This window comes from Amycolatopsis sp. NPDC049253, from assembly GCF_040678995.1.
In the GTDB taxonomy this organism is placed as follows: domain Bacteria; phylum Actinomycetota; class Actinomycetes; order Mycobacteriales; family Pseudonocardiaceae; genus Amycolatopsis.
On the sequence record NZ_JBFAQX010000001.1, the window covers coordinates 291,638 to 315,940 of the forward strand.

21 protein-coding genes and 2 tRNA genes are annotated in these 24,303 nt (G+C 69.2%); 18 read left to right on the forward strand and 5 right to left on the reverse strand.

What is annotated here, in order from left to right:
• Window positions 1-455: 455 nt before the first annotated feature.
• On the forward strand, window positions 456-1,217 hold the full coding sequence (locus AB0K15_RS01505; RefSeq protein ID WP_364044139.1) for a sulfite exporter TauE/SafE family protein: 762 nt from the start codon (window positions 456-458) through the stop codon (window positions 1,215-1,217).
• A gap of 64 nt (window positions 1,218-1,281) precedes the next feature.
• Here the strand turns inward: AB0K15_RS01505 and hisC are convergent, their stop codons facing one another.
• On the reverse strand, window positions 1,282-2,337 hold the full coding sequence (gene hisC / locus AB0K15_RS01510) for a histidinol-phosphate transaminase (RefSeq protein ID WP_364044142.1): 1,056 nt from the start codon (window positions 2,335-2,337) through the stop codon (window positions 1,282-1,284).
• Between the two features lie 104 nt (window positions 2,338-2,441).
• On the opposite strand from hisC, the gene AB0K15_RS01515 reads away from it, so the two are divergent.
• The 5 genes from AB0K15_RS01515 to AB0K15_RS01535 all read left to right on the forward strand — a co-directional run bounded on the left by AB0K15_RS01515 (window position 2,442) and on the right by AB0K15_RS01535 (window position 7,151).
• Complete coding sequence (locus AB0K15_RS01515) at window positions 2,442-3,074, forward strand: dienelactone hydrolase family protein (protein WP_364044145.1); 633 nt, start codon at window positions 2,442-2,444, stop codon at window positions 3,072-3,074.
• A gap of 51 nt (window positions 3,075-3,125) precedes the next feature.
• Window positions 3,126-5,117, forward strand: coding sequence for an acetoacetate--CoA ligase (locus tag AB0K15_RS01520; protein WP_364044148.1), 1,992 nt, complete (start codon window positions 3,126-3,128; stop codon window positions 5,115-5,117).
• A gap of 42 nt (window positions 5,118-5,159) precedes the next feature.
• Window positions 5,160-6,869: a phosphatidylglycerol lysyltransferase domain-containing protein gene (locus AB0K15_RS01525; RefSeq protein ID WP_364044151.1), complete on the forward strand. Its 1,710-nt coding sequence runs from the start codon at window positions 5,160-5,162 to the stop codon at window positions 6,867-6,869.
• Window positions 6,870-6,945: 76 nt separating this feature from the next.
• Window positions 6,946-7,035: transfer RNA gene (locus tag AB0K15_RS01530), tRNA-Ser, on the forward strand.
• A gap of 42 nt (window positions 7,036-7,077) precedes the next feature.
• Window positions 7,078-7,151: transfer RNA gene (locus tag AB0K15_RS01535), tRNA-Arg, on the forward strand.
• A 205-nt stretch (window positions 7,152-7,356) separates the two neighbouring features.
• Here the strand turns inward: AB0K15_RS01535 and AB0K15_RS01540 are convergent.
• From AB0K15_RS01540 to hxlA, 3 genes are all read right to left on the reverse strand, one after another.
• Window positions 7,357-7,977 carry a GPR1/FUN34/YaaH family transporter gene (locus AB0K15_RS01540; RefSeq protein WP_364044154.1) on the reverse strand — a complete coding sequence of 207 codons (621 nt, stop codon included), beginning with the start codon at window positions 7,975-7,977 and terminating at the stop codon, window positions 7,357-7,359.
• 530 nt (window positions 7,978-8,507) lie between these two features.
• Window positions 8,508-8,801: a hypothetical protein gene (locus tag AB0K15_RS01545; protein ID WP_364044157.1), complete on the reverse strand. Its 294-nt coding sequence runs from the start codon at window positions 8,799-8,801 to the stop codon at window positions 8,508-8,510.
• 40 nt (window positions 8,802-8,841) lie between these two features.
• Window positions 8,842-9,552 (reverse strand): 3-hexulose-6-phosphate synthase, encoded by a 711-nt coding sequence (gene hxlA / locus AB0K15_RS01550; RefSeq protein WP_364044160.1) that lies wholly within the window; start codon window positions 9,550-9,552, stop codon window positions 8,842-8,844.
• A gap of 469 nt (window positions 9,553-10,021) precedes the next feature.
• Here hxlA and pqqB point away from each other — a divergent pair, with 469 nt between their 5' ends.
• The 9 genes from pqqB to AB0K15_RS01595 all read left to right on the forward strand — a co-directional run bounded on the left by pqqB (window position 10,022) and on the right by AB0K15_RS01595 (window position 20,207).
• Window positions 10,022-10,924: a pyrroloquinoline quinone biosynthesis protein PqqB gene (gene pqqB, locus AB0K15_RS01555; RefSeq protein ID WP_364044163.1), complete on the forward strand. Its 903-nt coding sequence runs from the start codon at window positions 10,022-10,024 to the stop codon at window positions 10,922-10,924.
• Window positions 10,921-11,616: a pyrroloquinoline-quinone synthase PqqC gene (gene pqqC / locus AB0K15_RS01560; protein ID WP_364044166.1), complete on the forward strand. Its 696-nt coding sequence runs from the start codon at window positions 10,921-10,923 to the stop codon at window positions 11,614-11,616. The genes pqqB and pqqC overlap by 4 nt, the downstream gene beginning before the upstream one ends.
• The gene (gene pqqD, locus AB0K15_RS01565; RefSeq protein ID WP_220245689.1) at window positions 11,616-11,891 is read left to right on the forward strand and encodes a pyrroloquinoline quinone biosynthesis peptide chaperone PqqD; all 276 of its coding nucleotides are present in this window, start codon (window positions 11,616-11,618) and stop codon (window positions 11,889-11,891) included. Before pqqC ends, pqqD begins: the two co-directional genes overlap by 1 nt.
• On the forward strand, window positions 11,888-13,012 hold the full coding sequence (gene pqqE / locus AB0K15_RS01570) for a pyrroloquinoline quinone biosynthesis protein PqqE (RefSeq protein WP_364044169.1): 1,125 nt from the start codon (window positions 11,888-11,890) through the stop codon (window positions 13,010-13,012). The genes pqqD and pqqE overlap by 4 nt, the downstream gene beginning before the upstream one ends.
• Before the next feature lie 3 nt (window positions 13,013-13,015).
• The gene (pepN, locus tag AB0K15_RS01575) at window positions 13,016-15,505 is read left to right on the forward strand and encodes an aminopeptidase N (protein WP_364044172.1); all 2,490 of its coding nucleotides are present in this window, start codon (window positions 13,016-13,018) and stop codon (window positions 15,503-15,505) included.
• Window positions 15,506-16,051: 546 nt separating this feature from the next.
• Complete coding sequence (locus AB0K15_RS01580; RefSeq protein WP_364044174.1) at window positions 16,052-17,041, forward strand: LysR substrate-binding domain-containing protein; 990 nt, start codon at window positions 16,052-16,054, stop codon at window positions 17,039-17,041.
• Window positions 17,042-17,084: 43 nt separating this feature from the next.
• Window positions 17,085-18,062: a class I fructose-bisphosphate aldolase gene (locus AB0K15_RS01585; RefSeq protein ID WP_364044176.1), complete on the forward strand. Its 978-nt coding sequence runs from the start codon at window positions 17,085-17,087 to the stop codon at window positions 18,060-18,062.
• Window positions 18,063-18,216: 154 nt separating this feature from the next.
• Window positions 18,217-19,164: a fructose-bisphosphatase class II family protein gene (locus AB0K15_RS01590; protein WP_364044178.1), complete on the forward strand. Its 948-nt coding sequence runs from the start codon at window positions 18,217-18,219 to the stop codon at window positions 19,162-19,164.
• Window positions 19,161-20,207, forward strand: coding sequence for an HAD-IIA family hydrolase (locus AB0K15_RS01595; RefSeq protein ID WP_364044181.1), 1,047 nt, complete (start codon window positions 19,161-19,163; stop codon window positions 20,205-20,207). The genes AB0K15_RS01590 and AB0K15_RS01595 overlap by 4 nt, the downstream gene beginning before the upstream one ends.
• A gap of 63 nt (window positions 20,208-20,270) precedes the next feature.
• Here the strand turns inward: AB0K15_RS01595 and AB0K15_RS01600 are convergent, their stop codons facing one another.
• On the reverse strand, window positions 20,271-20,741 hold the full coding sequence (locus AB0K15_RS01600) for a ribose-5-phosphate isomerase (protein WP_364044184.1): 471 nt from the start codon (window positions 20,739-20,741) through the stop codon (window positions 20,271-20,273).
• A gap of 341 nt (window positions 20,742-21,082) precedes the next feature.
• Here AB0K15_RS01600 and AB0K15_RS01605 point away from each other — a divergent pair, with 341 nt between their 5' ends.
• The 3 genes from AB0K15_RS01605 to katG all read left to right on the forward strand — a co-directional run bounded on the left by AB0K15_RS01605 (window position 21,083) and on the right by katG (window position 24,298).
• Window positions 21,083-21,259 carry a hypothetical protein gene (locus tag AB0K15_RS01605; RefSeq protein WP_360608428.1) on the forward strand — a complete coding sequence of 59 codons (177 nt, stop codon included), beginning with the start codon at window positions 21,083-21,085 and terminating at the stop codon, window positions 21,257-21,259.
• A 222-nt stretch (window positions 21,260-21,481) separates the two neighbouring features.
• Window positions 21,482-22,036, forward strand: a complete 555-nt coding sequence (locus tag AB0K15_RS01610; RefSeq protein WP_364044187.1) for a manganese efflux pump — start codon at window positions 21,482-21,484, stop codon at window positions 22,034-22,036.
• A 24-nt stretch (window positions 22,037-22,060) separates the two neighbouring features.
• Window positions 22,061-24,298 carry a catalase/peroxidase HPI gene (katG, locus tag AB0K15_RS01615; protein ID WP_364044190.1) on the forward strand — a complete coding sequence of 746 codons (2,238 nt, stop codon included), beginning with the start codon at window positions 22,061-22,063 and terminating at the stop codon, window positions 24,296-24,298.
• Window positions 24,299-24,303 lie beyond the last annotated feature (5 nt).

Consider the following 24,303-nt stretch of genomic DNA (forward strand, 5'->3'; position numbering starts at 1 on the left):
ACACAGTTTGGCCCGGGGCTTCGTGCTTGCGTAGACAGCGCTGAGGCCATCGTCCTGTTGCGTTGTGTAGCCGACTCCCACTGTCGCACGTGTATCGCTGTTGATCCAGTTGCATGCCGGGCCGAGTCCGAGGTGTCATCGCGCTTGCCCAGCGCCGTGGTTCCCGCCGCTGTGGGGGCAGCGTCTTGGGGGTTGGAGGGATGGTGGCCGGCGCGGCTGAAGGATGGCTCGAGCAACCGGCTACAGCAACTACGACCCCGCACAAGGCGAGAAGTCGCAAGAATCACGCACTGCATCCCCCTCGGATGAGCCGGCCGGGGTCGGCCAGTTACTCCTAGTTACCGAGGCGGCGAGGACAAAGCGTCACCTCCTAGGGGCCACCCCGCATTGTTCCTCCTGACACATCGCGTCGCGGGGGTGGGTGGGGGTGCTTAGGGTGCCGGGGTGGGTGCGTTATGACGTGGTGGCATGCGGTGATCATCTTCGTCGCCGGGGTGTGGGCGGGGACGATCAACGCGGTGGTCGGGTCGGGGACGTTGGTGACGTTTCCGGTGCTCGTGGCGTTGGGGTACCCGCCGATCACGGCGACGACGTCCAACGCCGTGGGCCTCGCGCCCGGCACGATCAGTGGGGCGTACGGGTACCGAGCCGAGCTGGAGGGGTACTGGCCGCAGATCGTCAAGTTCTCGATCGCGTCGTTTTTCGGGGCGATCGGGGGGACGGTGTTGCTCCTCACGCTGCCCAAGGACGCCTTCGAGACCATCGTGCCCGTGCTCGTGGGGCTGGCGGTGGTGCTGGTGATCGTGCAGCCGACGGTGTCGAAGTGGGTGCAGAAGCGCCGTGACACCAACGGCACCGAGCACAAGCCCGGGCCGCTGCTGCTCGGGTTGCTGTTCGTCATCGGCATCTACGGCGGCTACTTCACCGCCGCCCAGGGCGTGATGATGATGGCCGTGATGGGGATGCTGCTGTCCGAGCCCCTGCAACGCCTCAACGGAGTCAAGAACGTCCTCGCCGCCGTCATCAACGTCGTGGCCGGCCTCATCTACGCCGTCGTCGCCCCGGTGAGCTGGCCGGTGATCGGATTGCTGGCCGTCGGGTCGACGATCGGGGGGCAGATCGGGGCGAAGATCGGGCGCAAGCTGCCGCCGACCGTGTTGCGCGCTGTGATCGTGGTGATCGGTGTCGCGGCAGTGGTCGAACTGGTCGTGAAGTGAGTCCTGCCAACGTCCTGGCCGGGTCGGCGGAACGGATGCCGTCCCGCCGATCCGTGCCGACCCGTTAAGCCAGGAACTCCCGGGCCGCCGCGAGGAACAGGTCGTTCTCTTCCGGCGTCCCGATCGTCACGCGAGCCCCGTCGCCCGGGAACGGGCGCACGATCAGCTTCCGGTCCAGCATGTGCTCGGAGAAGGCGACCGTCCGCTCGCCCAGCGGGAACCACACGAAATTGGCCTGGGTAACCGGAATCTCGTAGCCCATCGAGACCAGCTCCGACCGCACCCGGTCGCGCTCCGAGATGATTTCGGCGCAGCGTTCCATGAGCTCGTCGGCGGCGTCGAGCGACGCCATGGCGGCGACCTGGGCGATGGCGTTCACCGAGAAAGCCACGTACACCTGGCGAAGCGCCTCCGCGATCGAAGCGCACGCCACGGCGTAGCCCACTCGCAATCCGGCCAGCCCGTACGCCTTCGAGAAAGTCCGCAGCACCGCCACGTTTTCCCTTGTGCGCGCGAATTCCACGCCGTCCGGCACGGCCGGATCGGTGACGAATTCCTTGTAGGCCTCGTCCAGCACCACCAGGACGTGGGGCGGCACGGCGTCGAGGAACCGCTCGATTTCGTCGTGCGTCAGCACGGTGCCGGTGGGGTTGTTGGGATTGCAGACGAAGATGAGCTTCGTCCGGTCGGTGATGGCCGCGAGCATGGCGTCGAGGTCCAGCCCGTGCGAGGAAGTCAGCGGCACCTTCACCGAAGTCGCGTGCGCGACCTGGGTGACGATCGGGTACGCCTCGAACGAGCGCCACGCGAACATGGCCTCGTCGCCGGGGCCGCAGACGGCCTGGATCAGCTGCTGGCACAGGGAAACCGAGCCGCAGCCGACGGCGATGTGGTCGATGGGCACGTCGAGGTCGGCGGCGAGGCGTTCGCGCAGGGCGTGGGAACCGCTGTCGGGGTAGCGGTTGACGTCGGCCATCGCTTCGGTGATGGCGGCGCGCACGCTGGGCAGCGGGCCACCGGGCACCTCGTTGCTCGCGAGCTTGATCGCGCCTTGGATCGTCCGGCCGGGGACGTACTTCGGCAACGAATCGAGGTCGGGGCGCGGTGCGAGGGACGGCATCGTCGGTACTCCTCGGGTCAAACGGGACGGCCTGGCCACCGTATCTCGCGCCGTCGGATCCACAAAGGTTCCCAATGTTCACCTGGAGGTGATTGCATGAGGCGATGACGTCGACGAGCACCGTGGATTACCAGCGTACCGACGATCGCGCCCTGCGCCTCACCTTCGCGGAGCCCGACGGCGCCATCCGGGGCGGGCTCGTTGTGCTGCACGAAGGCGACGGGATCACCGACGGCGTGGTGCTGCTCGTCGCGAGCCTCGCGAACGAAGGCTGGCTCACCGTCACGCCCCACATCGACGGCGGCGAGAAGCTCACGCAGCAGGACCTCCTCGACGCGACGGACATCACACTCGAATGGCTGCTCGAGCACGGTGTGGAGGCCGATCTGCGCGGCGTCGTCGGGTTCGACCTGGGCGGCACGGCGGCGCTCGTCGTCGCGTCGCACCGCCGGCTCGGCGCGGCGGTGAGCGTGGGCGGCCAGCGCGTGACGGAGCTGCCGCGGCTGCTCGACATCGCCGGGCACGTGACCAGCCCGTGGCTCGGCATGTACGGCGACGCCGGTGACGAGGCCGGCGGCGCCGAAGTGGAGCAGCTGCGCGAAGCGGCGGCGTCGGCGAAGGTGGCCACGAACGTCGTGCGCTACCCGGGCGCCAACCACCGCTTCGACGCCGATCCCGGCGCGGCCGAGGAAGCCTGGCAGCGCACGTTGGACTGGTTCGACGCACACCTGCGGTAAGCCTGCGGCAAGACGGTGGCCCGGCCGGTTAGCCGCAGTTAACATCGGCGGGTGACCCAGACTGCCGATGTTCCCGAAGTGCTCTGGCGACCCGACCCGAGCCGCGTGTCCGACACTCGCATCGAGGCGTTCCGCAGGTGGCTGCGGGAAGAACGCGGCGTGGAGGTCGGTGACTACGACTCCCTCTGGCGCTACTCCGTGGAACACGTGCCCGACTTCTGGGCGGCCGTCGCCGAGTTCTCCGGCGTGCGCTGGCACGAGAAGCCCCGGGAGGTGCTCTCGGGCGCGATGCCGAACGCGAAGTGGTTCGACGGCGGCACGCTGAACTACGCGGAACACGCGCTCAGCCCTGGCGTCGCGGGCGCCCCGAAGGGCGACGATGAGCTCGCCGTGATCTTCCACCGCGAAGACGGCTTCGCCGAGCAGCTCACGTACGGCGACCTTCGCGCGCAGGTCGCCGCGGCGCGCGGAGCGTTGAAGGCCCTGGGCGTCGCGAAGGGCGACCGGGTGGTGGCGCTGGCGCCGAACTGTCCGCAGACACTCGTGGCGTTCCTCGCGGCGGCGTCGCTGGGCGCGATCTGGTCTTCGTGTTCGCCGGACTTCGGCGTCCGCGCGATCTCCGACCGCTTCACGCAGATCGAGCCGAAGGTGCTCATCGCGGTCAACGGCTACGCCTACAACGGCCGAGAGTTCGACGTCACCCCCACGGTCGAGCGCTTGCGCGCCGACATCCCGTCGCTGAGCGCGACCGTTCTCGTGAAATACGTGGGTGGCGGGACCGTCGACGGCGCCCTCGACTGGAACGCGCTGCTCGCCGAGCACGCCGGCTCCGAACTGGCGTACGCGCCGGTGGAGTTCGAGCACCCGCTGTGGGTGCTGTACTCGTCCGGCACCACGGGCCTGCCGAAGGGGATCGTGCAGGGACACGGCGGGATCGTCGTCGAGCACCTCAAAGCCCTCTCGCTGCAAGCGGATCTCGGGCCGGGCGAACGGTTCTTCTGGTTCACCACCACCGGCTGGATGATGTGGAACTTCCTCATCTCGGGCCTGCTGGTGGGGTCGACGATCGTCCTCTACGACGGCAGTCCGGGCCACCCGGACCTCAACGTGCTGTGGCACCTGGCCGAACAGCACCGCATCACCTACTTCGGCACGTCGGCGCCGTTCATCCAGAGCTGCCTCAAGGCGGGGCTGGAACCGTCCGCGCGTTACGACCTGAGTGCGTTGCGCGCCTTGGGTTCCACGGGTGCGCCGTTGTCGGTCGAGGGCTTCCGGTGGATCGCCGACAAGATCGGGAAGTCAGTGCAGATCTGCTCGGTCTCCGGCGGCACGGACCTGTGCGCGGCGTTCGTGGCGGCCTCGCCCGACGTGCCGGTGTGGCTGGGCGAGCTGTCGTGCCGGGCGCTGGGTGCGGCCGTCGCGTCGTACGACGAGGCCGGCAACGCGCTGGTCGACCAAGTCGGCGAGCTGGTGATCACGGAGCCCATGCCGTCGATGCCGGTGTTCTTCTGGAACGACCCCGACGGCGCGCGGCTGCACGAGGCGTACTTCGACATGTACCCCGGCGTCTGGCGCCACGGCGACTGGATCCGCGTGACCCCGCGCGGCTCCGCCGTGATCTACGGCCGCAGCGACTCGACGCTCAACCGCGGCGGCGTGCGCATGGGCACGGCCGAGTTCTACCGCGTGGTCGAGGGCTTCGACGAGGTCGCCGATTCCCTGGTCGTGGACACCTCCGCGGCCGGCAACGACGACGGCCAGCTGCTGTGCTTCCTCGTGCCGGCGCCGGGTGTGGATCTTGCCGATGTGGAGCCGAAGCTGAGGAAGGAGCTTCGTAGCGCTCTGTCACCGCGCCACGTTCCCGACCGGTTCGTGGTGGTCGGCGAGATCCCCCGTACCTTGAACGGTAAGAAGTGTGAGGTACCGGTGAAGAAGATACTCTCCGGAGTCGCGCCGGAGAGGGCTGTGAGCAGGGACGCGTTGGCCAACCCGGCCGCGTTGGCCCCGTTCACGGAGCTCGCGGGGGAGCTCGCCGGGCGGTGACGAAGCAGGGGGAAGCATGGCTGGGCCATACGTGTTGCACGCGTGGTGACGGGAACACGCGTGCAGCACAGCTGGCAGGTGGCGGGCGTGACGACCGTCAAGGCGATCACCTGGGTGACCAGGCTCGCCGGCCTGCTGACGCTACTTTCCGTGGTGGTGCCCTCCGGCCGTAACCTGCGTGGCCACCTGGCCGAGTGGCTGGAGCTGCCTCAGGAAGCGACGGTGGCGGCGGCGACCGTGGCCGTCGTCACGGGCGTGTTGCTGATCATGCTCGCGGCCGGGCTTCGACGGCGGAAGCGGCGGGCCTGGCAGCTCGCGGTCGCCTTCGCGGTGTTGTTGACCTTGTCACACCTGGGGCTGCGGCACGTGTTCGGCGCGGGCGTGGTTTCGGTGGTGCTGCTCGTCGGGCTGATCGTGAACCGGCGCTACTTCGTCGCGGAGCCCGACCCGACGACGGGCCGCTGGCGCGCGGTGCGGGTGTTCCTGCAGCTGGTGCTGGCCGGGTTCGTGATCAATGTGGTGCTGCTTTCGGTGGCGTCCGGCCGGATGCTCGAGCCGCTGAGCTTCCCCGCTCGGCTTTCGCAGTCCGGGCTGGCGCTGGTGGGCGTGAGCGGTCCCGCCGTGTTCCACGGGCTGTGGCTGGAGGACCTGTCGGCGGCGATCGGGCTGCTGTTCAGCATCGCGGCGGTGCTTGTGTCGGCGTACTTCCTGCTGCGCTCGGCGGAGCCCGCGCCGGGGCTGTCGGACGGGGAGCTGGCGCGCTTGCAGGCCCTGCTGGCCGAGCACGGCGACCGCGACTCGCTGGGCTACTTCGCGCTGCGGCGCGACAAGTTCGCGGTGTTCTCGAAGACGGGCAAGGCGGCCGTGACGTACCGCGTGATCGCCGGCGTCGCGCTGACGTCGGCCGACCCGCTGGGCGACCACGAGGCGTGGCCGGGCGCCATCGAGGAGTACCTGGAGATCTGCAAGCGCAACGCCTGGGTGCCGGCCGCGATGGGCGCGTCCGAACTCGGGGCGACGGTGTGGGCGCGCTTCGGGCTGGAGGTGCTGGAGATCGGCGACGAGGCCATCGTCGACACGGCCGGCTTCACCCTGGACGGGCGCATCATGCGCGGCGTCCGCCAGGCGGCCTCGCGCACGCGCCGGGCGGGGTACAAGGTGCTGGTGCGGCGGTCCGAGGATCTGCGGCCGGGTGAGCTGGACGAGCTGGTGCAACTGGCCGCGGCGTGGCGGGGCACCGAGACCGAACGCGGCTTCTCGATGGCCCTGGGCCGCATGGGCGACCCCGGCGCGGTGATCGTGACGGCCGAACAGGGCGGACGCGTACGCGGCGTCCTGCAGTTCGTGCCGTGGGGCGCGCGCGGCCTGTCGCTGGACGTGATGCGGCGGGACCGGTCGGCGGACAACGGCGTGAACGAGCTGATGATCTCCGAGCTGCTGGTCTATTCGCGGGAGCACGACATCGACCACGTCTCGCTGAACTTCGCCGCGTTCCGGTCGCTGATGGAACAGGGCCAACGCATCGGCGCGGGTCCCGTGGCGCGCATCTCGGCAAAGGTCCTGCACTTCTTCTCGCGCTGGATCCAGATCGAGAGCCTGTACCGCTTCAACGCCAAGTTCCAGCCGCGGTGGGTCCCGCGGTACCTCGTGTACCCCGGCGTCCGCGAACTCCCGCGCGTCGGCGTGGCCACCTTCGAAGCCGAGGGCCTCGGCGGCCGTTCCCCCTGGTTGCGACGCTTGCTGCAACGCTGATCTTCACTTTCGGGGGGTGCCTTCGCGGGGTTTTGGGGGGTGTGTAAGCTATCTGGGCAGTGGTCGACAAGGCCCAGGAGGCTTCGCCTAGTCTGGTCTATGGCGCCGCACTGCTAATGCGGTTGGGGGTAACCCCCCCTCCCGGGTTCAAATCCCGGAGCCTCCGCTGGTGCCTGTTTCGGCAGGTGCTAGATTAACAACTGAACAAGCGCCCGTAGCTCAGCTGGATAGAGCATCTGACTACGGATCAGAAGGTCAGGGGTTCGAATCCCTTCGGGCGCACGTCTGGTTGAGACAGCAGTACCAAGAAACCCGCCGGAAACGGCGGGTTTCTTGCTGTCCGGGCGTTGTTTGTCAGCCACGGCACGCGGGACCCCGCGTACGCAGCAGACCCCGCCCGGGGCCGTGTCGGGGCGGGGTCTGCTCCGGGTGGTCCGTCGACCACCGCCGGGAGGGCGGCGAAGAGTCACGCCCGCCCGGGGTCACGTCAGGTCAGTACCGGGCGGCCCAGCGGGAGGCCCTTGCCGCCGGTGGCGGCGGACATGGCGCCGAGGTACAGGTAGACGCCGACCGCGGCGAAGACGAAGCAGACGTAGCCGCCGGCGGTGGAGGCGCCCGGGGCGTCGCCCACCGTGCCGTAGAGCACGAGGGCCACGGCGAGGTCGATCAGCACGAACAGCACGGTGAACATGGCGGGCAGCCGCAGCGTGCCGAGGGTCAGCAGGACGATCGTGATCAGCCAGGCGATCAGGAAGATGCCCTGCGTGGCGATGGCCGCGTCCGAGGTGATGCCGAACCAGTTGTGGGTCAGGCCGAGCACCAGCGCCGAGTAGCTCCACCAGAACCCGGCGAAGATGCCGAACACCGAGGCGACGGCGTTCTGGCCCAGCGACAGCGCCCACACCGCGGCGACGAACTGGCCAAGGCCCGTCGCGGGCAGGATGACGGCGATCGAGGCACCGACGGCACTGGCCGGGACGTACCCGGTCAGAACCAGGCCGAGCGCGATCGTGCCAACGATGAAGGTGGGCAGCCCGATCATGCCGGGGTCGCCCACGGGTGCGGTTTGGGCAGGGGCTTCGACTTCGGTGGCAACATCAGTGGACATCGTGTACTCCTCGTTGAGCTGCGAATGATCCTCGAGTGCGGTCGGTTCGGGTGGCGGTCCTGGATCGGCCGGCCGGGGGAGACGCCGTGATCCGGCGGGCGGGAAGGCGCGGTGTCGCCCTCCGGTTCCCGCGTCGAGCCGGGTCCGCCGGCGCCGGACAGGCACCGGCGGCTGATCGGTCGGACGTGGGTGGTGCGGTTGCATCACCGGCCTGCCGTGCCGGGCTGGGTCGCCCGATGACGCGGTGGTCCGGACCCGGCGGGCGGAGAGCGCGGTGGCAGTTCCCTTTGCGCGTCGAGCCCGGTCACCGGCACCGGGTGGACGCCGGTCGACGGTCGGCCGGACCGGGGTGGTGCCGTCGTACCGCCCGGTTTCCGGTCTTCGGCGCCGGGCACGCGCCGCCGGTGGCCGGCCGGGTGACACCGCTTGGTTCCCGGGTCGAGCCGGGTCGAGGCGGTGCGGCGGGCCGGGCTGCGGCGTGGGGACCGCCCGCGAGCGGATGGGCCGGCCCGAAACCGGGGAGAGCGGCGTTACCGGGTTCTGGGCCACAGCCCGGACAGCTCGGGGTGGTCGTCGTCGATGAGGCGGTGGGCCAGGGCGATCGCTTCTTTGGGGTCGATCTGGTCGAAGTCGGGGTGGCCGTTGGCGAGTCCCTCGAAGACGGCGGCCAGTTCGGTCGCTGCGGTGGGGGACAGGCTGGTGTCCTGGCTGCACTGCACGTAGCGCATCCGCAGCACCGAAGAGGCCTGCATCAGCAAGGCGCAGTAGGTGTCCCGCGCGACGGGTGCCCGGTCGGACCGAGCACCTGACTCTTTGCCTTTCACGCCGGCTCCTTTCTCTCGTCTGGTGTCCCGACGCGGACGGTCAGGCGGTGGCGCGCTTCTTGAGTTCCTTGGCCGCGGCACCCGGGTCGGCGGCGTTGTAGATCGCACCGCCGGCGACGGCGACGGTGGCGCCGGCGTCGCGTACGGCGCCGATGGTGTCGGCCTTGATACCGCCGGCGATGGAGAACGGGACCCCGGCCTCCCGGCCGTCCTGCAGCAGCGTGTCGATCGTGTAGCCCGGGCGGGCCTGTTCGTCGAGACCGGCGTGGATTTCCACAAAGGACACGCCCAGCTTCGAGACCTCCCGGATCCGGGCGACCCGGCCCTCGACCACGGTGATCATGTCGGCCACGACCTGCTTGCCGTACTTGCGACCCGCCGCGACCGCGCCCCGCACCGTGTCGTCATCAGCGGCGCCCATCACGGTGACCAGATCCGCGCCGGCCTCGAACGCCAGTGCCGCTTCCAGTTCTCCGGCATCGGCGGTTTTCAGGTCCACGAACACCAGCTTGCCCGGATGCGCTGCCTTGATCGCGCTCACCGCGGCGATCCCGGCCGATTTCACCAACGGTGTTCCCAGCTCCAGAATGTCCACGTGCTCAGCCACCTGATTCGCCAACGTCAACGCCGCCGGCAAATCCAGCACATCCAACGCCACCTGCAATTTCACAATCGTCTCCTCACGACCGGCCGGGCAATAACCCCCACAACAATCCCCACCCGTCGCAGGTCCAGCAACACCCCACCACATGCAAAAACACAATCCCCCGATACGCACAACAAATACCCACCTCCGCCGGAGCCGCTCGGCCGTGGTCAGGGGGTGCGACGGCCGCCGTCGATCCCGAAGCCGGCCGTCGACGGCAGACAGGAACCGTAGAACGCCAGGTCAAGGCTCGTTTCCGGTGACGGGTTCGCCGCTGCCCGCTCGTGGTGGTGCGGCGGCCGTTCGTCAGTGATTCGGTGCCGGTCGTTCGCGATTGGTTGCCAGGGCAGGCGCCGGCGAAGAAGCTGGGAAAAGACAAGCCGAGTTCAGGGCGACGTTACCAGAAAGCCGCCCTGGCCGAACCCTCGACGGGCAACGGTGCCTGATTTCTGCCGACCGTTGCCGGGGGCGAATGTGAGGGAGGACGCCATGAGGTGGCAAACGCCTTGTTCCGCGCTGCTCGAGGCGTGCCCCGACGCCGGCTCGCGCCGGTTTTGACGGATTGTTTCGCACGGTGTTCATACATTGCCTCGGAGCCGCGGCTGGTGGCGGTTATCCGCAGTGGAATTGCGCTTGCGCCGGCTGCCGAACGGCCCGGGCCAAGCCCGAAGCCGCGACGACGCACGCCGGGATCGCCGTCTCCGGAGCCGGCGACCAGTGGTTTCTGCTCAACGCGACCCCGGACGTGCACCACCAGATCGCGGCGGATCCTTCGTTGCACCCCGGTCCGGAGATCAGGAAGACGCCGGTGGCCGGTGTGTTGCTGACGGACGCGGAGTTCGACCACACGATCGGCCTGCTGATGCTGCGCGAGGGGTCTTCGCTGACGGTGTACGGGACGTACCCCGTGCTGGAGGCGCTGACCCTGTGGTTCCCGGTCCGCGAACTGCTCAGCGACTACGCGGACCTCACCTGGTCCCAGGTCGAGGTCGGCAAACCGCTGGACCTGGACGACCAGCTGCGCGTGACCCCGTTCCTCACCGGGTCCAAGGCACCGCGCTACATCGGGGAGTCCCGGCTTCGCGGCCCGTCGTCGGAGTGGGAGGTGGGCTACCGCCTGGAAGACAAGGTGACGGGTGGGATCGCGGTCTACGCGCCGACGCTGCCCCGCTGGGACGACAAGTTCGCCGAGCAGGTGGCGTCGGCCGACTGCGTCTTCGTGGACGGCACCTTCTGGACGGACGACGAAATGTCCAGCCAGGGTGCGGGAAGCCGGACCGGGCGCTCGATGGGGCACATGCCCGTCAGCGGTGACGACGGTTCGGCGCGCGCGCTGGCCGCACTTCCCGCGAAGCGAAAGATCTACACACACATCAACAACACGAACCCGATCCTCGACGAAGAGTCCCCGGAACGGCGTTGGGTGACGGACTTGGGCATCGAGGTCGGCCGAGCCGGCTTGGAGGTGGAAGTATGAACCCGTGGTCTGCCGAGGAGTTCGAGGCGCACCTGCGGTCCATCGGAGAAAAGCGGTACCACCATCTGCACCCGTTCAACGAGCGGATGCACTCGGGCACGCTGACCGAGGAGGAATTCCGGGGCTGGGTGCGGAATCGCTTCTACTACCAGATGAACCTGCCGAAGAAGGACGCGTTCATCCTGACCAAGCTCCCCGGCCGGGAGGACCGCCGTCAGTGGATCCAGCGCATCATCGACCACGACGGGCGAACCGGTGACGAGGGTGGTCTCGAGAAGTGGATTCGCCTCGGCGCGGCTGTCGGCTTGAGCCGCGAAGCGTTGTTCGACACCGACACGGTGCTGCCCGGAGTGCGCTTCGCCGTGGACGCCTATGTGGACTTCTGCCGCCAGAAGCCGTGGCTGGAGGCCGTGGCGTCGGCGCTGACCGAACTGTTCGCACCGGATCTGCTCAGCCGGCGGATCACCGACGTGCAGCACCACTACCCGTGGATCGCCTCGGAAGGCCTGGAGTACTTCCGAGCGCGGCTCACCCAGCAGCCCAAGGACATCGCGCACCTGCTCGAACTGGTGCTCACCCACGCGAAGTCGCGGGAACAGCAGGACGCGTGCGCGCGGGCCCTGGAGTTCAAGTGCGACGTCCTCTGGAGCCTGCTGGATGCCGTGGAACTCGCGTACAGCAAGAGTTCGTGATGGACGAATCCGACTTGACGGCCATCCCGAAGCTGGCGACCAAGGCGATGCTCAAGCACGACAACGTCCGTGACGTGGAGCTGCTCCTGTTGCCGGAGCGCGTCGTGCTCCTGAACAAGTCCGGGGCGGCGATCCTGGGGCTGTGCGACGGCAGCCGGACCGTGCGGCAGCTGGTCGACCAGCTGGAGCAGGATTTCGCGGCCGCCGATCTCGCGAACGACGTGATGACGTTCCTCCAGGATGCACGCGGACGGGGTTGGGTGGTGGTCTCATGACCGGCGCACCGCAGCCGTACGGCCTGCTGGCCGAAGTCACGCACCAGTGCCCGTTGCACTGCGTCTACTGCTCGAACCCGTTGGAGCTGATCGAGCGGCAGGACGAGCTGGGCACCGAGGACTGGTTGCGGGTGATCCGCGAGGCCAGCGGCCTCGGGGTTGTGCAGGTGCACTTTTCAGGCGGGGAACCCCTCGTCCGCAGCGACCTGGAGACGCTGGTCGCCGAATGCCGCCGCCTCGGCCTGTACACGAACCTGATCACCAGCGGGCTCGGGCTCACGGAGAGCCGGGCGAGGTCACTCGTCTCGGCCGGCCTCAACAGCGCGCAGCTGAGCATCCAGGGCGACGCCGCCGAGTCGACGAACCTGGTCGCGGCGAGCAAGCGGTTCGACAAGAAGGAGGCCGCCTCGCGCATCATCCGCGACGCCGGCCTGCCGTTGAACATGAACGTGGTCCTGCACCGGGCGAACCTGTCCCGCCTGGACGCGATCATCGACGTCTGCGTTTCGTGGGGCGCCGAGCGGCTGGAGCTCGCGAACGCGCAGTACTACGGCTGGGCCCTGCGCAACCGCGATCTGCTGATGCCGACCAAGGCCCAGCTCGACGACGCGGTCGGCGTCTACGAACGCCGGAAGGCCGAGCTCGGGGAGAGCATGGAGCTCCTCTGGATCCTCCCGGACTACTACGAGCCGTACCCGAAGCCGTGCATGGGCGGCTGGGCGCAGAACGCACTCACGGTCGCGCCGGACGGCACCGTGTACCCCTGCCCGGTGGCCGCGGAGATCACGACGATGACCTTCTCCTCGGTTCGCGACCACGACCTCGCGTGGATCTGGGCGAAGTCCGAGGCGTTCCAGGCCTACCGTGGAACGGAGTGGATGCCCGACCCGTGCCAGAGCTGCCCGCGCAAGGAGCTCGACTTCGGCGGCTGCCGGTGCCAGGCGTTCGCGTTGACCGGTGACGCGGCGCGCACCGATCCGGTGTGCGTGCACTCACCCGACCACCACCTGGTGCAGGACGCTCTCGTGCGCGCCAATCAGGACGAGGTCACGGCCGACGGGGAACAGCTGCGCGAAAAGCTGGTGTACCGCCGCCCGACGGTGTCGGCGCGCCGGCTCTGAGGCATGCCGTTCGATCACCGGGTCGCCTCCGGCGACAAGCTGACGGAGCACGAGGCGGCGGCGCGTTCGGCCGAGATCTTCGACGTCCACTACGCGGTGGAGCTCGACTTGACCGCCGGTGCGCGGGAGTTCGCGACTGACACGGTGGTCCGCTTCCAGGCGCGGTCCGGGGATGCGTCCGTCTTCCTCGACTTCGCGGGGCAAGTCGAGTCGGTCGAGTGCAACGGCCGTGAGCTGGGGCCGGACGCGCACGAAGGGTCGCGCGTCCGGCTGGCCTTGCGTCCGGGCGAGAACACGGTTCGCGTGGCCGGGCTCGCGGCGTACTCGCGTGCGGGCGAGGGGCTGCACCGGTTCCAGGATCCGCTGGACGGCCGGGTTTACGTGCACACGAAGTTCGAACCTTTTGCGGCGCACCGGGTTTACGCGTGCTTCGACCAGCCCGACCTGAAAGCGACGGTGGACCTGACCGTCACCGCCGACGCCGGCTGGGTCGTGATCGCCAACACCGATCCCGAGGAGACGACCCGATCCGGCGAGCGGTCGACGTGGCGTTTCGGCCGCACGCCACCGCTGCCGCCGTACTTGGCGGCGTTCGCCGGTGGCCCGTTCCGCCGGCTGCGGTCCAGCCACGACGGAGTGCCGCTGTCCCTGTACGCGCGCGGCTCGCTCATCGAGGACCTGACGAACGACGCGCCCGAGCTCTTCGCCGTGCTCGGGCGCGGGCTCGACTTCTTCCGCCGGTTGTTCGACCTGCCGTACCCGTTCACCAAGTACGACCACGTTTTCGCACCCGAGTACGCGTTCGGCGGGATGGAGCACCCAGGCTGTGTGACGCTCAACGAGCGGTTCGTGTTCCGCCACCGCGTCACGGCGGAAGCGCGGCGGCAACGGGCCGAGGTCCTGCTGCACGAGATGGCGCACATGTGGTTCGGCGACTACGTGACCATGCGCTGGTGGGACGACCTGTGGCTGAACGAGGCCTTCGCGACGATGATGGCGGTCGTCGCGCAGGCGGAAGCGACGTCGTACGGGGAAGGCTGGACCGCCTTTGCCCACCGCGCCCTGCCGGCGGCCCGGCACGCCGACCGGCTGCCCACCGCCCACGCGATCCGCGTGGAAACCGCCGACACCGACGCCGCGCGATCGAACCTCGGCCCGATCGTCTACCTACGCGGCGCGGCGGTGCTCCACGACCTCGCTTCGCGCTTGGGCTGGGACACTTTCGTCGCCGGCGTGCGGACTTTCCTGCGGACGCACGCGTGGGGCAACGCCGGCCTCGACGACTTCGTGGCCGCACTGCGGAAGGTGTCGGACGAGGACGTGGACCGGTGGGTCGAGGAGTGGCTGGTGCGGCCCGGGGTCAACACGGTCGAGGTGGTTCACGGCCAGGTGGTCCAGCTTCCCGACGTCCGGCCGCGGCACCTGAAGCTGCGGGTCGGCGCGTTCGACGAACGCGACGGCGAGCTGGTGTGGCGGTACCGCGCACACGTGTCGCTCGGGCACCGCGACGGCGTCCTTGCCGTCGCCGGATGCGCCGACCTGCTCGTGCCCAACGACGACGCGGCCGGCCACGTCAAGGTCAGGCTGGACCTGCGGTCGCGACGGACGGCTTTGCGGAGGTTGTCCACACTGGACGATCGGCGCACGCGAGCAGTCGTCTGGGGTGTGTTGTGGGACGACGTGGTCGACGCCCGCCTGCCCGCGCGCAGCTACGCGGCGGCCGTGCTCACCCACGGCGTGCTGGAGAGCGATATCGGTGTCCTGGAAACACTTGTGGAGCGAGCGGTACGGGCGGTCGAACTCTACGGCGATCCGCGCGACCGGGCCCGGGCACTCGAAGCCGTGGCGCGCCGGGTGCACGCGCAACTGGCCGCCGCCGAACCGGGCAGTGACCGTCGGCTGGTGTTCGCCCGGGCTTTCGTCGGGGTCAGCCAGGACCACGGTGTGCTGAGCGAGCTCGTGCACGGCCGAACGCCGTGGCCGGACGTGAAGGTGGACGGGGATCTGCGGTGGCGGGCCGCGATCCGCCTCGCCTCGATCGGCGGTGACCTCGACGGCCTGCTGTCCGTGGCGCAAGAAGCCGATCCGGGGGACAGCGGGCGACGGAACACCTTGACGGCTGAAGCCGCGTGTCCCACCCCCGCCGCCAAAGAGGAAGCCTGGACCCGCGTGGTCGGCGAGGGTTTCTCGCTGGCGGAACGGAAAGCCGTGATGGCGGGACTGCGGCAACCGGGACAGGAAGCGCTGCTCACCCCGTTCGTGGACCGCTACCTGCGCGTGGTGGAGAGCGGCGCCGGCGAGCCTGGGTTCGCGCTCGCGTTCGCGCGGGGGCTGTACCCGCGGTTCACGACCGACGAGCACGCCGTGCTGGCCCGCACGGATCGCTTGCTGGAGCGCGGGTTGCTGCCCGAAGACGTGCGCAAGGCCGTCCGGGAGGAGCGGGCCGAGCTGGCCATCCTGCGGGCCGCGCGGGCGTGCGACGCGGCGCGCTGACCCCGATGCGCTGACTCGGCGCGAGGTGGATGGCGCAAGGTCCCGGTGCTCTGTGCAGGCCGGAACCTTGCGCCAGCAGGAGTCCCGCTCGCGGCCGGCCGCCGCGGTGGCGAGAAAGGGAATGGAACTGTTACCGTCCGGGAGGAAAAGCAGTTGCGTCCCGAAACCCGGAACTTCGTCGCCGAACTATGGGGGCCGCGAGGAAATTGCGGCAAGCCAGGCAGAACGAATGGTCGTGAATCCAGGACGAACGGCGGCGGTCCTGCTACGAAGGGGAACAGGAGTTCCTTGACTACCGGCCGTTCGCCGTGGTGAGATTGCCGAACGGGTGCAGTTCACGGCCTCTTCGCCGCCGTCCGATTACCCCGAACGCCCGTATGTGGCGTAGTGCACACCGTTCATGTCCGCACGCCGCGCGTTCGTGTCCAACAGATTGACCACGTCAACCAGGCCCGGGCACTCTCGTGGCACACCGGGAGCCGCCGGTGTAGCCGACAACTGCTTTTCGGCGGAGCGAGAGGTGGATTCATGGTTCTTCCGTCAAAGATGCCTCAGCTCGCCGACCTCGATTTGCTGCTGTCAGTGGAAAGCTATGGCAGCGTGGGAAAGGCCGCTCAGGCGCACAGCCTTTCCCAGCCGGCCGCCAGTATCCGGATCAGCGCGATGGAACGTCGCCTGGGGCTTCGGCTGCTGGAGCGTTCTCCTACCGGTTCCAAGCTCACCGAGGAAGGGGAAATGCTGGCGAAGTACGCCCGCAACGTGATGAGTGCCGCGCGGGAGCTGCTGGAATTCGGATCGGGGGCTCCGTCCGCCGAGGCGAAACGGCTGCGGGTCGCGGGCAGCCCGGCTGTCTCCGAGCATTTGATCCCTGAATGGCTGAACCGGTCCGGGTTCTCGTTCGGCGAGGCTCGGGTGGAGGTGCAGACCGGCAGCATCGACGAGCTCCGCCGGCTGATCCGGGCGGGCCACGTCGACCTCGCGTTCATCGATGGCTGGTGCCAGGCCGGAAGTCACGTGCAGAGGCAGTTCGGCGACGACATGGTCACCCGGTACATCTGCGACGACATGCTCGCCGTGGTGGTCGGCGCGAAGCACCCGTGGGCCAGGAGGAGCCGTCCCCTGACGGTGCGCGAGCTGGCCTCGGCGCCCCTCGTCCTGCGCGAGCGCGGCTCGGGGCTGCGGGAGTTCACGGATGACCTGCTGGGAACCGACCGGACCACGCGCAGTTACGTCGAATTTCCTTCCAGCGCCGCGATCAAGCAAGCGGTCGCGACGAGCCAGCGGGTGACCGTGCTGAACGTTTCCACCGTGCGGTCCGAGCTCACGGAAGGCCGGCTGCACCTGGTGGCCGTCGACCAGGAAATGCCGGCGAAACCCATCTACGCGGCGTGGAGTGAGCGCCGGGATCTCCCGGAGTACGCGCGGGAACTGGTGGAGATCGCGGCTTCGAAAGGCAGTCCGATGCCGGTTTTCGTGCCGGGGCAGAAGGTCAAGGGAAGTCGGCTCACGGTCGCGAAAACCACCACGAAAACGTAATACGACGGTCAACGTCGGTCGATTCGCAGGAGGAGCAAGGTAGATGTCAGCACTGAACAAAATCGCGCGCACGCTCGTCTCCAACCGGCGCGGTATTCTCGCTGCCGACGAGAGCATCGGGACGATGTCCTCCCGCTTGGAGAAGGTGGGGGTCGAGCCCACCGAGGAAAGCCGCCGGGTCTACCGCGAGCTGATCGTGACGACTCCCCGGCTCGCGGAATCGATCAGCGGCGTCATTCTCGCGGACGAGACGTTCCACCAGAAAGTGGCCAACGGGCGCACCTTCCCGGAGTTCCTCGACGATCTCGGGATTCTCGCCGGGATCAAGGTCGACACCGGGGCGAAGCCGCTGGCGGGAGCGTCGGACGAGAAGATCACCGAAGGGCTCGACGGGCTGCGCGAACGAGTCGCGGACTACGTGCGAGGCGGAGCGACGTTCGCCAAGTGGCGCGCGGTGATCACGATCGGCGACAACGTGCCGTCGGAGCGTGCGGTGCACGCGAACGTGCACGCATTGGCGCGGTACGCGGGCCTCTGCCAGGAAGGCGGCCTGGTGCCGATCGTGGAACCCGAGGTGCTGATGGACGGCTCCCACTCGCTGGCGCAGTGCCGGCAGGTGACGACGTCCGTGCTGGAGGTGCTGTTCGAGGAGCTCGACCTGATGCGGGTTCAACTCGACGGCATCGTCCTCAAGCCCAACATGGTCCTGGCGGGAGCCGGCAGCTCGGAGCGGCCCTCGGTGGCCGACGTCGCCAAGGCCACAGTGGACACTTTGCGTGCGACGGTGCCGGCGTCCGTGCCGGGCATCGCCTTCCTTTCCGGTGGGCAGAGTCCGGAGCTGGCGACCCAGCACCTCGGGGCGATGCAGAAGCTCGATCCGCTTCCCTGGGAGCTCACGTACTCGTTCGGCCGGGCACTGGTCGGGCCGGCTCTGGAGGCGTGGCGGGGCGACGAGGGCAACCGGGCCGCGGCCCAGCAGGTGCTCTCCGACCGGGCCGTCGCGAACGCCGCGGCCCGCTGAGCGCTCGAGCCGGGGCGCCGCCCGCGGTACCGGCGGTCGGCGCCTCTCTGAAGAGGGCGACCGGATCGATGAGGTGGTCTGCCGATCCGGTCGCCCTCGGTTCGGTGTTCACGACAGAACACCTTCACCGACCAGTCCGAGTGGATTGAGGCTCATGAAAACCAAGGAATGGGGTACCCGCGCGGACGACCGGGCCACCGGCGTCGGCGGATCCGATCACGCCCTCGCGCTCGAACTCGTGCCGGTCACCGAAGCCGCCGCGATCGCGGCCGGCCGGTGGGTCGGGCACGGTGACGAGATCAGCGGCAAAGCCGCCGCGGTCGAGGCGATGCACCACGTGGTCGGGTCGGTGCCGATGCGCGGCGTCGTGGTCCTCGGCGAGGACGGGAAGCGGCTGGTCAAGGGTGAAGAGGTCGGCTCCGGAGCCGGACCGGTCTGCGACGTCGCGATCAACGCGGGTGACGGCGCGCTGTCCGTGGCCAGGGACGTGCCGAACGCGCTCGCGGCGGTCGTGGTGGCCGAGCGTGGGGCGCTTTACGACCCGGCGCCGGATCTCGCCATGGACAAGCTGGTCGTCGGGCCCGAGTGCGCGGGCGCCGTCGAGCTCGACCGCCCCGTGGCGGAGAACCTGCGCGCGGTCGCCGCGGCCAAGGGCGGCCGGGTGTCGGACGTCGTCGTCGCCGTGCTCAACCGGCCCTGGCACCGGGAGCTCGTGCACGAAATCCGCGACGCGGGGGCGCGGCTGCACTTGATCGAGGGCGGTGAGATCGCGGGGGCGATCGCCGTCGCTCGTCCCGAGAGCCCGGTGGACGTCATGCTGGGCACCGGGGGCGCGGCGGAGGGGGTCATCGTCGCGGCTGCCCTGTCCTGCCTGGGCGGGTCGGTGCAGGCGCGGCTGCGGTCGGAATCCGGTCTTCGCCACGAGGTTCTCCACACCGAGGACCTGGTCCGCGGCGAGCGTGTGCTGTTCTGCGCCACCGGGGTGACCGGCAGCGAGGTGCTGCGCGGGGTGCAGCAGCACGCCGGCCGGACCACGACCCAGTCCCTGGTGCTGTGCTCGGGCACGGTGCGGATCGTCACGACCGAACACCGATCCGCATGACCGCGGACCCCACGACGGCCGAGCCCCTCATCACGCGCTACCGCGGGCTGATCTGCGATCTCGACGGCGTGGTCTACCGCGGGGCGGACGCCGTGCCCCGTGCGGTGGAGACCTTGAACCGCGTGACGGCGGACGGTGTCCCGGTCGTGTTCGCGACCAACAACGCGTCGCGCCCTCCCGAAGACGTGGGGAACCACCTGCGCGGGCTGGGGATCGCCCCGCGCGGCTGGTCGGTCGTCAACAGCTCGCAGGCCGCCGCGGCACACCTGGCGCAGCGGCTGGCTCCGGGGACGCGGGTGTGCGCGGTGGGCGGGCCGGGCGTCGCCCAGGCACTCACCGAAGCCGGCTTGACGCCGGTCCGCGTCGCGGAGCTGAGCGGCAAACCGGTCGAGGCCGTCGTTCAAGGGCTGGGTCCCGACGTCACCTGGACCGAGCTCGCGGCGGTGGGCTACCTCGTCGGCACCGGAGCCACCTGGGTGGCCACGAACGCCGACCTGACGCTGCCCACGCCGTACGGAGAAGCGCCCGGCAACGGCGCACTGGTCGCCTTGGTGCAGACGGCGGTCGACGCGGCGCCCCACGTCGTCGGCAAGCCGCAGGCCGCCCTGTTCGACCTGTCCCGCTCCCGGCTCGGGACCGCTCGGCCGGACACCCTGGTGTGCGGCGACCGGCTGGAGACCGACATCGAGGGCGCCAATTCGGCCGGCCTCGACTCGCTCTTCGTGCTGAGCGGGGCGTCCCGGCTGCGGGACCTGGCCTTCGCCGGGCGAGCCGCGCGTCCGACGTACGTCGCCACGGATCTGGGCGGGCTGCTCGAGCCCGCGCTGCCGTTGCCCGCCGGCTCGCCCGAGCACCGCGTCGACCTCGGGCCGGACGCCGTCCCCCGCCTGCCGAACGGAGGTGGCACCGGCCCAGCGCTGCGGTCGGTCGTCACCACGGCGTGGGCCGCTCGCGACGCCGGTCGCGCGGTCTCCGACGACGACGGCCGGTGGGGCGAGATCGAACGACAGCTCGGAATCCTCCGGCTGGATCAGGCGCGGTGACCGGGCTGCTTCGACAGCGTTCGTGAGGGGCTGCACCGGCTCTCCCCGGCGCAGCCCCTCACGTCACTCCTGCGGCAGCGCGGGCGGTTCGCCGGTGCGCTCGTAGCCGGCCAGCAGGTCGATCCGGCGCTGGTGGCGGCCGCCCTCGAACTCGGTGGCGAGGAACGCGTCCGCGATGCGCTCGGCCTCCTCGACGGTGTGCATGCGGGCGCCGATGCCGGCCAGCTGTGCGTTGTTGTGCCGCCGGGCCAGCTTGGCCGTCTCCTCGTTCCAGGTCAGTGCGGCGCGGGCGCCGGGCACCTTGTTCGCGGCGATTTGCTCGCCGTTTCCGGAACCGCCGATCACGAGACCGAGGCTGCCTTCGTCGGCGACCACGCGCCGGGCCGCCTCGATGCAGAACGGTGGGTAGTCGTCGGTCGCGTCATAGCGCGAGGGGCCGACGTCGATCACCTCGTGGCCGAGCTCGGTGAGCCTTTCCACGAAGTGGTTCTTGAGGTCGAGTCCGGCGTGATCGGAGCCAAGGTAGATTCGCACGGGAGCAGTCTAATTCCGAATTAGCTAATCGGTGCTTCGTTATTCGCCGGCTGGGCATTTGAATGTTTGATAGGTCGATCGGCACCCGCCGGCTCGCACTCTCCCGGTCGAGGGGAGCGAGTGCTGCCCGGTGCGGGTGCGCGCAGCTCGTCACCGAGGCCAGGTGGTAGCGTTTCCGCAGGTGGGCGACGGGTGCGTCCGACCAGGTGGCCGCCGTGCCGCGTGCCGCCGGTGAGCGTGGCTCCTCCACTCGTCGGCCTCAGGGCGCCGTTCGACACCGGTTCCCGACCACTGGTTGAAGGTCGGTTGCGACAACTCTGTTAAATCGAAGATGCTCTTTCATGACCGCGAAATTTCGTGACGTTGTCCGCGAAATTGCGCGGATCACGAATGTCCGGTTTTGGCTCAGTCGCCGGGCGCAGCCAACAGCTGAGGAGGAAAACATGCAGTGGGAAACTCCGGAGTACACGGTCGTCGAGGTGTGCGCTGAGGCCACCGGCTACTTCTACCGGGGCTGACAGCCGGGCTCCACGGCCCGTGTCGCTTGATTTCTCGTAGCCGCGGCAGATGGCCGAAATCCGCGGCCGGGCTACGTCTGCGTTGCCGCAAGGCCCCGGAGCGAGTGAGACGTTCGCACCGGGGCCTTGTGTCGCACGCTGAAACCGTGCCTGCCGAGAATCGACTCTTTTGCGCAGTCTCCCTCCCCGGTGAACCCTGGTTGATCTGTTGAGGTGGTTCAGGTGTCTCTTGAATTTCTTCCGCTGATAGCGCTGGCCTTCGGCCTCAGTCTCGACAATTTCCGCTCGTCGATCGCCATCGGAACCATTCCCTTCGGCTGGCGTCGCGCGGTGCAGGTCGCCGTCGTCTTCGGAGTGTGGGACGCCGTGAGTCCGCTGCTGGGCGGGTTGATCGGGCACTTCCTGGGTGACTTCCTCGGGGACTGGGCGGACTACGTCGGGGCGGCCGCGCTCGGGTTGTACGGCGTGTACTTCATCGTCGGAGCGATCCGGCACCCGGAGCCGGCGGAGGAAGACCTGGACCACCCGTGGGTGACGCTCTTCGGCATGCCGCTTTCGCTGAGCATCGACAACTTCGTCGCCGGCGCCGGTCTGGGGATCGCGGGGTTCTCGCTCATCGTCCCCATGGTGGCCTTCGGCGCCATGACGGTGGTCATGTCGTTCGCCGGGCTCCTCGTCGGGAAGATGGCGGCCAAGGTCATCCGCGTGCGCGCCGACCTGCTCTGCGGCATCTCGCTGCTCGGCGCGGCGATCCTGCTGCCGCTGGTCTTCGACTGATCGGCGTGGCCGGGGAGGACATCCATGCCCGAGAATCCCGATACCCACGTCTACCGCACCTACGACAGGGTCCTGAGCGAGTCACAGCCGGCTCGGCGGCGCAACCACCCCACGGCGAGCGGCAACCCCAACGACTGGTGGCCGCACCGGCTCGACTTGAAGACCTTGCACCGCAACCAGCCCGCCGACAACCCGCTGGACGCGGATTTCGACTACGCCGCACAGTTCGCGACGGTGGACCTCGACGAGCTGGCGCGTGACGTCGACGAGGTGCTGACGACCTCTCAGGACTGGTGGCCCGCCGACTTCGGGCACTACGGCCCCCTCGTGCTGCGCATGGCCTGGCACGCCGCGGGTACCTACCGGGTCAGCGACGGCCGAGGCGGTGCGAGCGCCGGGATGCAACGCTTCGCCCCCTTGAACAGCTGGCCGGACAACCGAAACCTGGACAAGGCGCGCCGGCTGTTGTGGCCGGTGAAGAAGAAGTACGGGCGCAGGATCTCCTGGGCGGACCTGATGGTCTTCGCCGGCAACCGGGCTCTGGAGTCGATGGGCTTCAAGACCTTCGGGTTCGGCGGTGGCCGGACCGAGGTGTGGGAGCCCGACGAGACGTACTGGGGGCCGGAACGCAAGTGGCTGGCGGACGACCGGCACAGCGGCCGCCGTGACCTCGACGAGCCGCTGGCGGCCAGCGACATGGGACTGATCTACGTTGACCCGCAGGGCCCCGCGACCAACCCCGATCCGGTGCTCGCGGCCCGCGACATCCGCCAGACCTTCCGGCGGATGGGCCTGAACGACGAGGAGACGGTCGCGCTGATCGCCGGCGGCCACACCTTCGGCAAGACCCACGGGCTGCTGGACCCGGCCGTGCACCTCGGCCCCGACCCCGAAGCCGCGCCGCTCACCGCGTTGGGGCTGGGCTGGGCCAACGAACACGGCACCGGCAAGGGCCCGGACACCACGAGCAGCGGGCTGGAGGGGATGTGGACGCGCACGCCCGTGGCGTGGGACCACACCTTCTTCGAGACGCTGTTCGAGTACAAGTGGGAAGTCGAGCTCAGCCCGGCCGGGCTGTGGCAGTGGATCCCGGCCGACGGCCAGGGTGAGGGCACCGTGCCGGATCCGTACGACCCGGACGAGAAGCACCACCCGGTCATGCTCACCACGGACCTGTCCTTGCAGGAGGACCCGGTCTACGAGCAGATCTCCCAGCGGTTCCTGGCGCACCCGGACGAGTTCGAGGACGCGTTCGCGCGGGCCTGGTTCAAGCTGACGCACCTCGACATGGGCCCGATCCAGCGTTACCTCGGGCCGCTCGTCCCGGCCGAACGGCTGATCTGGCAGGACCCGGTGCCGGAGCCGGACCACGAGCTCGTGGACGCCGGCGACGTCGCCGCACTCAAACGCGAGCTCCTCGAATCCGGCCTGACGGTGGCGCAGCTCGTCTCCACGGCGTGGGCCTCGGCGTCGACGTACCGCGACAGCGACAAACGCGGTGGCGCGAACGGGGCGCGGCTGCGGCTCGAACCGCAGTGCGGCTGGGCGGTCAACGAGCCCGAGCAGCTCGGTGTCGTCCTGCCCGTGCTGGAGGCGATCCAGGAGCGGTTCAACGCTTCGCAGCCGTCGGGCAAGCGAATCTCGCTCGCCGACTTGATCGTGCTCGGTGGGTGCGCCGCGGTCGAACAGGCCGCCGCGGCCGGTGGCCACGTCGTCGACGTCCCGTTCCGCCCCGGACGCACCGACGCGACCCAGGACTGGACCGACGTCGAGTGGTTCGACGCGCTGGCACCCCAGGCGGACGGCTTCCGCAACTACCTCGGCGACGGCTTCCGGATGTCGCCTGAGCACCTGCTGGTGGACCGGGCGAACCTGCTGACCTTGACCGCGCCCGAGATGACCGTGCTGGTCGGCGGGTTGCGGGTGCTCGGAGCCAACCACCGGCATTCGCCGCTGGGTGCGTTCACCTCGGCGCCCGGGGCGTTGACCAACGACTTCTTCGTCAACCTGCTGGACCTGGGGACGCGGTGGGCGCCGAGGCGGAACGCGGACGTCTGGACGGTGGTCTACGAGGGTCGCGACCGGGACACCGGCGAGCTGAAGTGGATCGCAAGCCGGGTCGACCTCATCTTCGGGTCGAATTCCGAACTGAGGGCGCTCTCGGAGGTCTACGCGAGCGAGGACGCCGGCGCCAAGTTCGTGCGGGACTTCGTGTCCGCGTGGGCGAAGGTCATGGAGCTCGACCGGTTCGACCTGCGCTGACCTGC

Bases quoted from the DNA above. Each gene is read 5' to 3' on its own strand.
- pqqD (WP_220245689.1), top strand. From the start codon at position 11,616: ATGGACGAATCCGACTTGACGGCCATCCCGAAGCTGGCGACCAAGGCG.
- AB0K15_RS01590 (WP_364044178.1), top strand. From the start codon at position 18,217: ATGAAAACCAAGGAATGGGGTACCCGCGCGGACGACCGGGCCACCGGC.
- pqqE (WP_364044169.1), top strand. From the start codon at position 11,888: ATGACCGGCGCACCGCAGCCGTACGGCCTGCTGGCCGAAGTCACGCAC.
- AB0K15_RS01515 (WP_364044145.1), top strand. From the start codon at position 2,442: ATGACGTCGACGAGCACCGTGGATTACCAGCGTACCGACGATCGCGCC.
- AB0K15_RS01595 (WP_364044181.1), top strand. From the start codon at position 19,161: ATGACCGCGGACCCCACGACGGCCGAGCCCCTCATCACGCGCTACCGC.
- pqqC (WP_364044166.1), top strand. From the start codon at position 10,921: ATGAACCCGTGGTCTGCCGAGGAGTTCGAGGCGCACCTGCGGTCCATC.
- pepN (WP_364044172.1), top strand. From the start codon at position 13,016: ATGCCGTTCGATCACCGGGTCGCCTCCGGCGACAAGCTGACGGAGCAC.
- AB0K15_RS01585 (WP_364044176.1), top strand. From the start codon at position 17,085: ATGTCAGCACTGAACAAAATCGCGCGCACGCTCGTCTCCAACCGGCGC.
- hisC (WP_364044142.1), bottom strand. From the start codon at position 2,337: ATGCCGTCCCTCGCACCGCGCCCCGACCTCGATTCGTTGCCGAAGTAC.
- hxlA (WP_364044160.1), bottom strand. From the start codon at position 9,552: ATGTGGTGGGGTGTTGCTGGACCTGCGACGGGTGGGGATTGTTGTGGG.
- AB0K15_RS01580 (WP_364044174.1), top strand. From the start codon at position 16,052: ATGCCTCAGCTCGCCGACCTCGATTTGCTGCTGTCAGTGGAAAGCTAT.
- AB0K15_RS01540 (WP_364044154.1), bottom strand. From the start codon at position 7,977: ATGTCCACTGATGTTGCCACCGAAGTCGAAGCCCCTGCCCAAACCGCA.
- AB0K15_RS01505 (WP_364044139.1), top strand. From the start codon at position 456: ATGACGTGGTGGCATGCGGTGATCATCTTCGTCGCCGGGGTGTGGGCG.
- AB0K15_RS01605 (WP_360608428.1), top strand. From the start codon at position 21,083: ATGACCGCGAAATTTCGTGACGTTGTCCGCGAAATTGCGCGGATCACG.
- katG (WP_364044190.1), top strand. From the start codon at position 22,061: ATGCCCGAGAATCCCGATACCCACGTCTACCGCACCTACGACAGGGTC.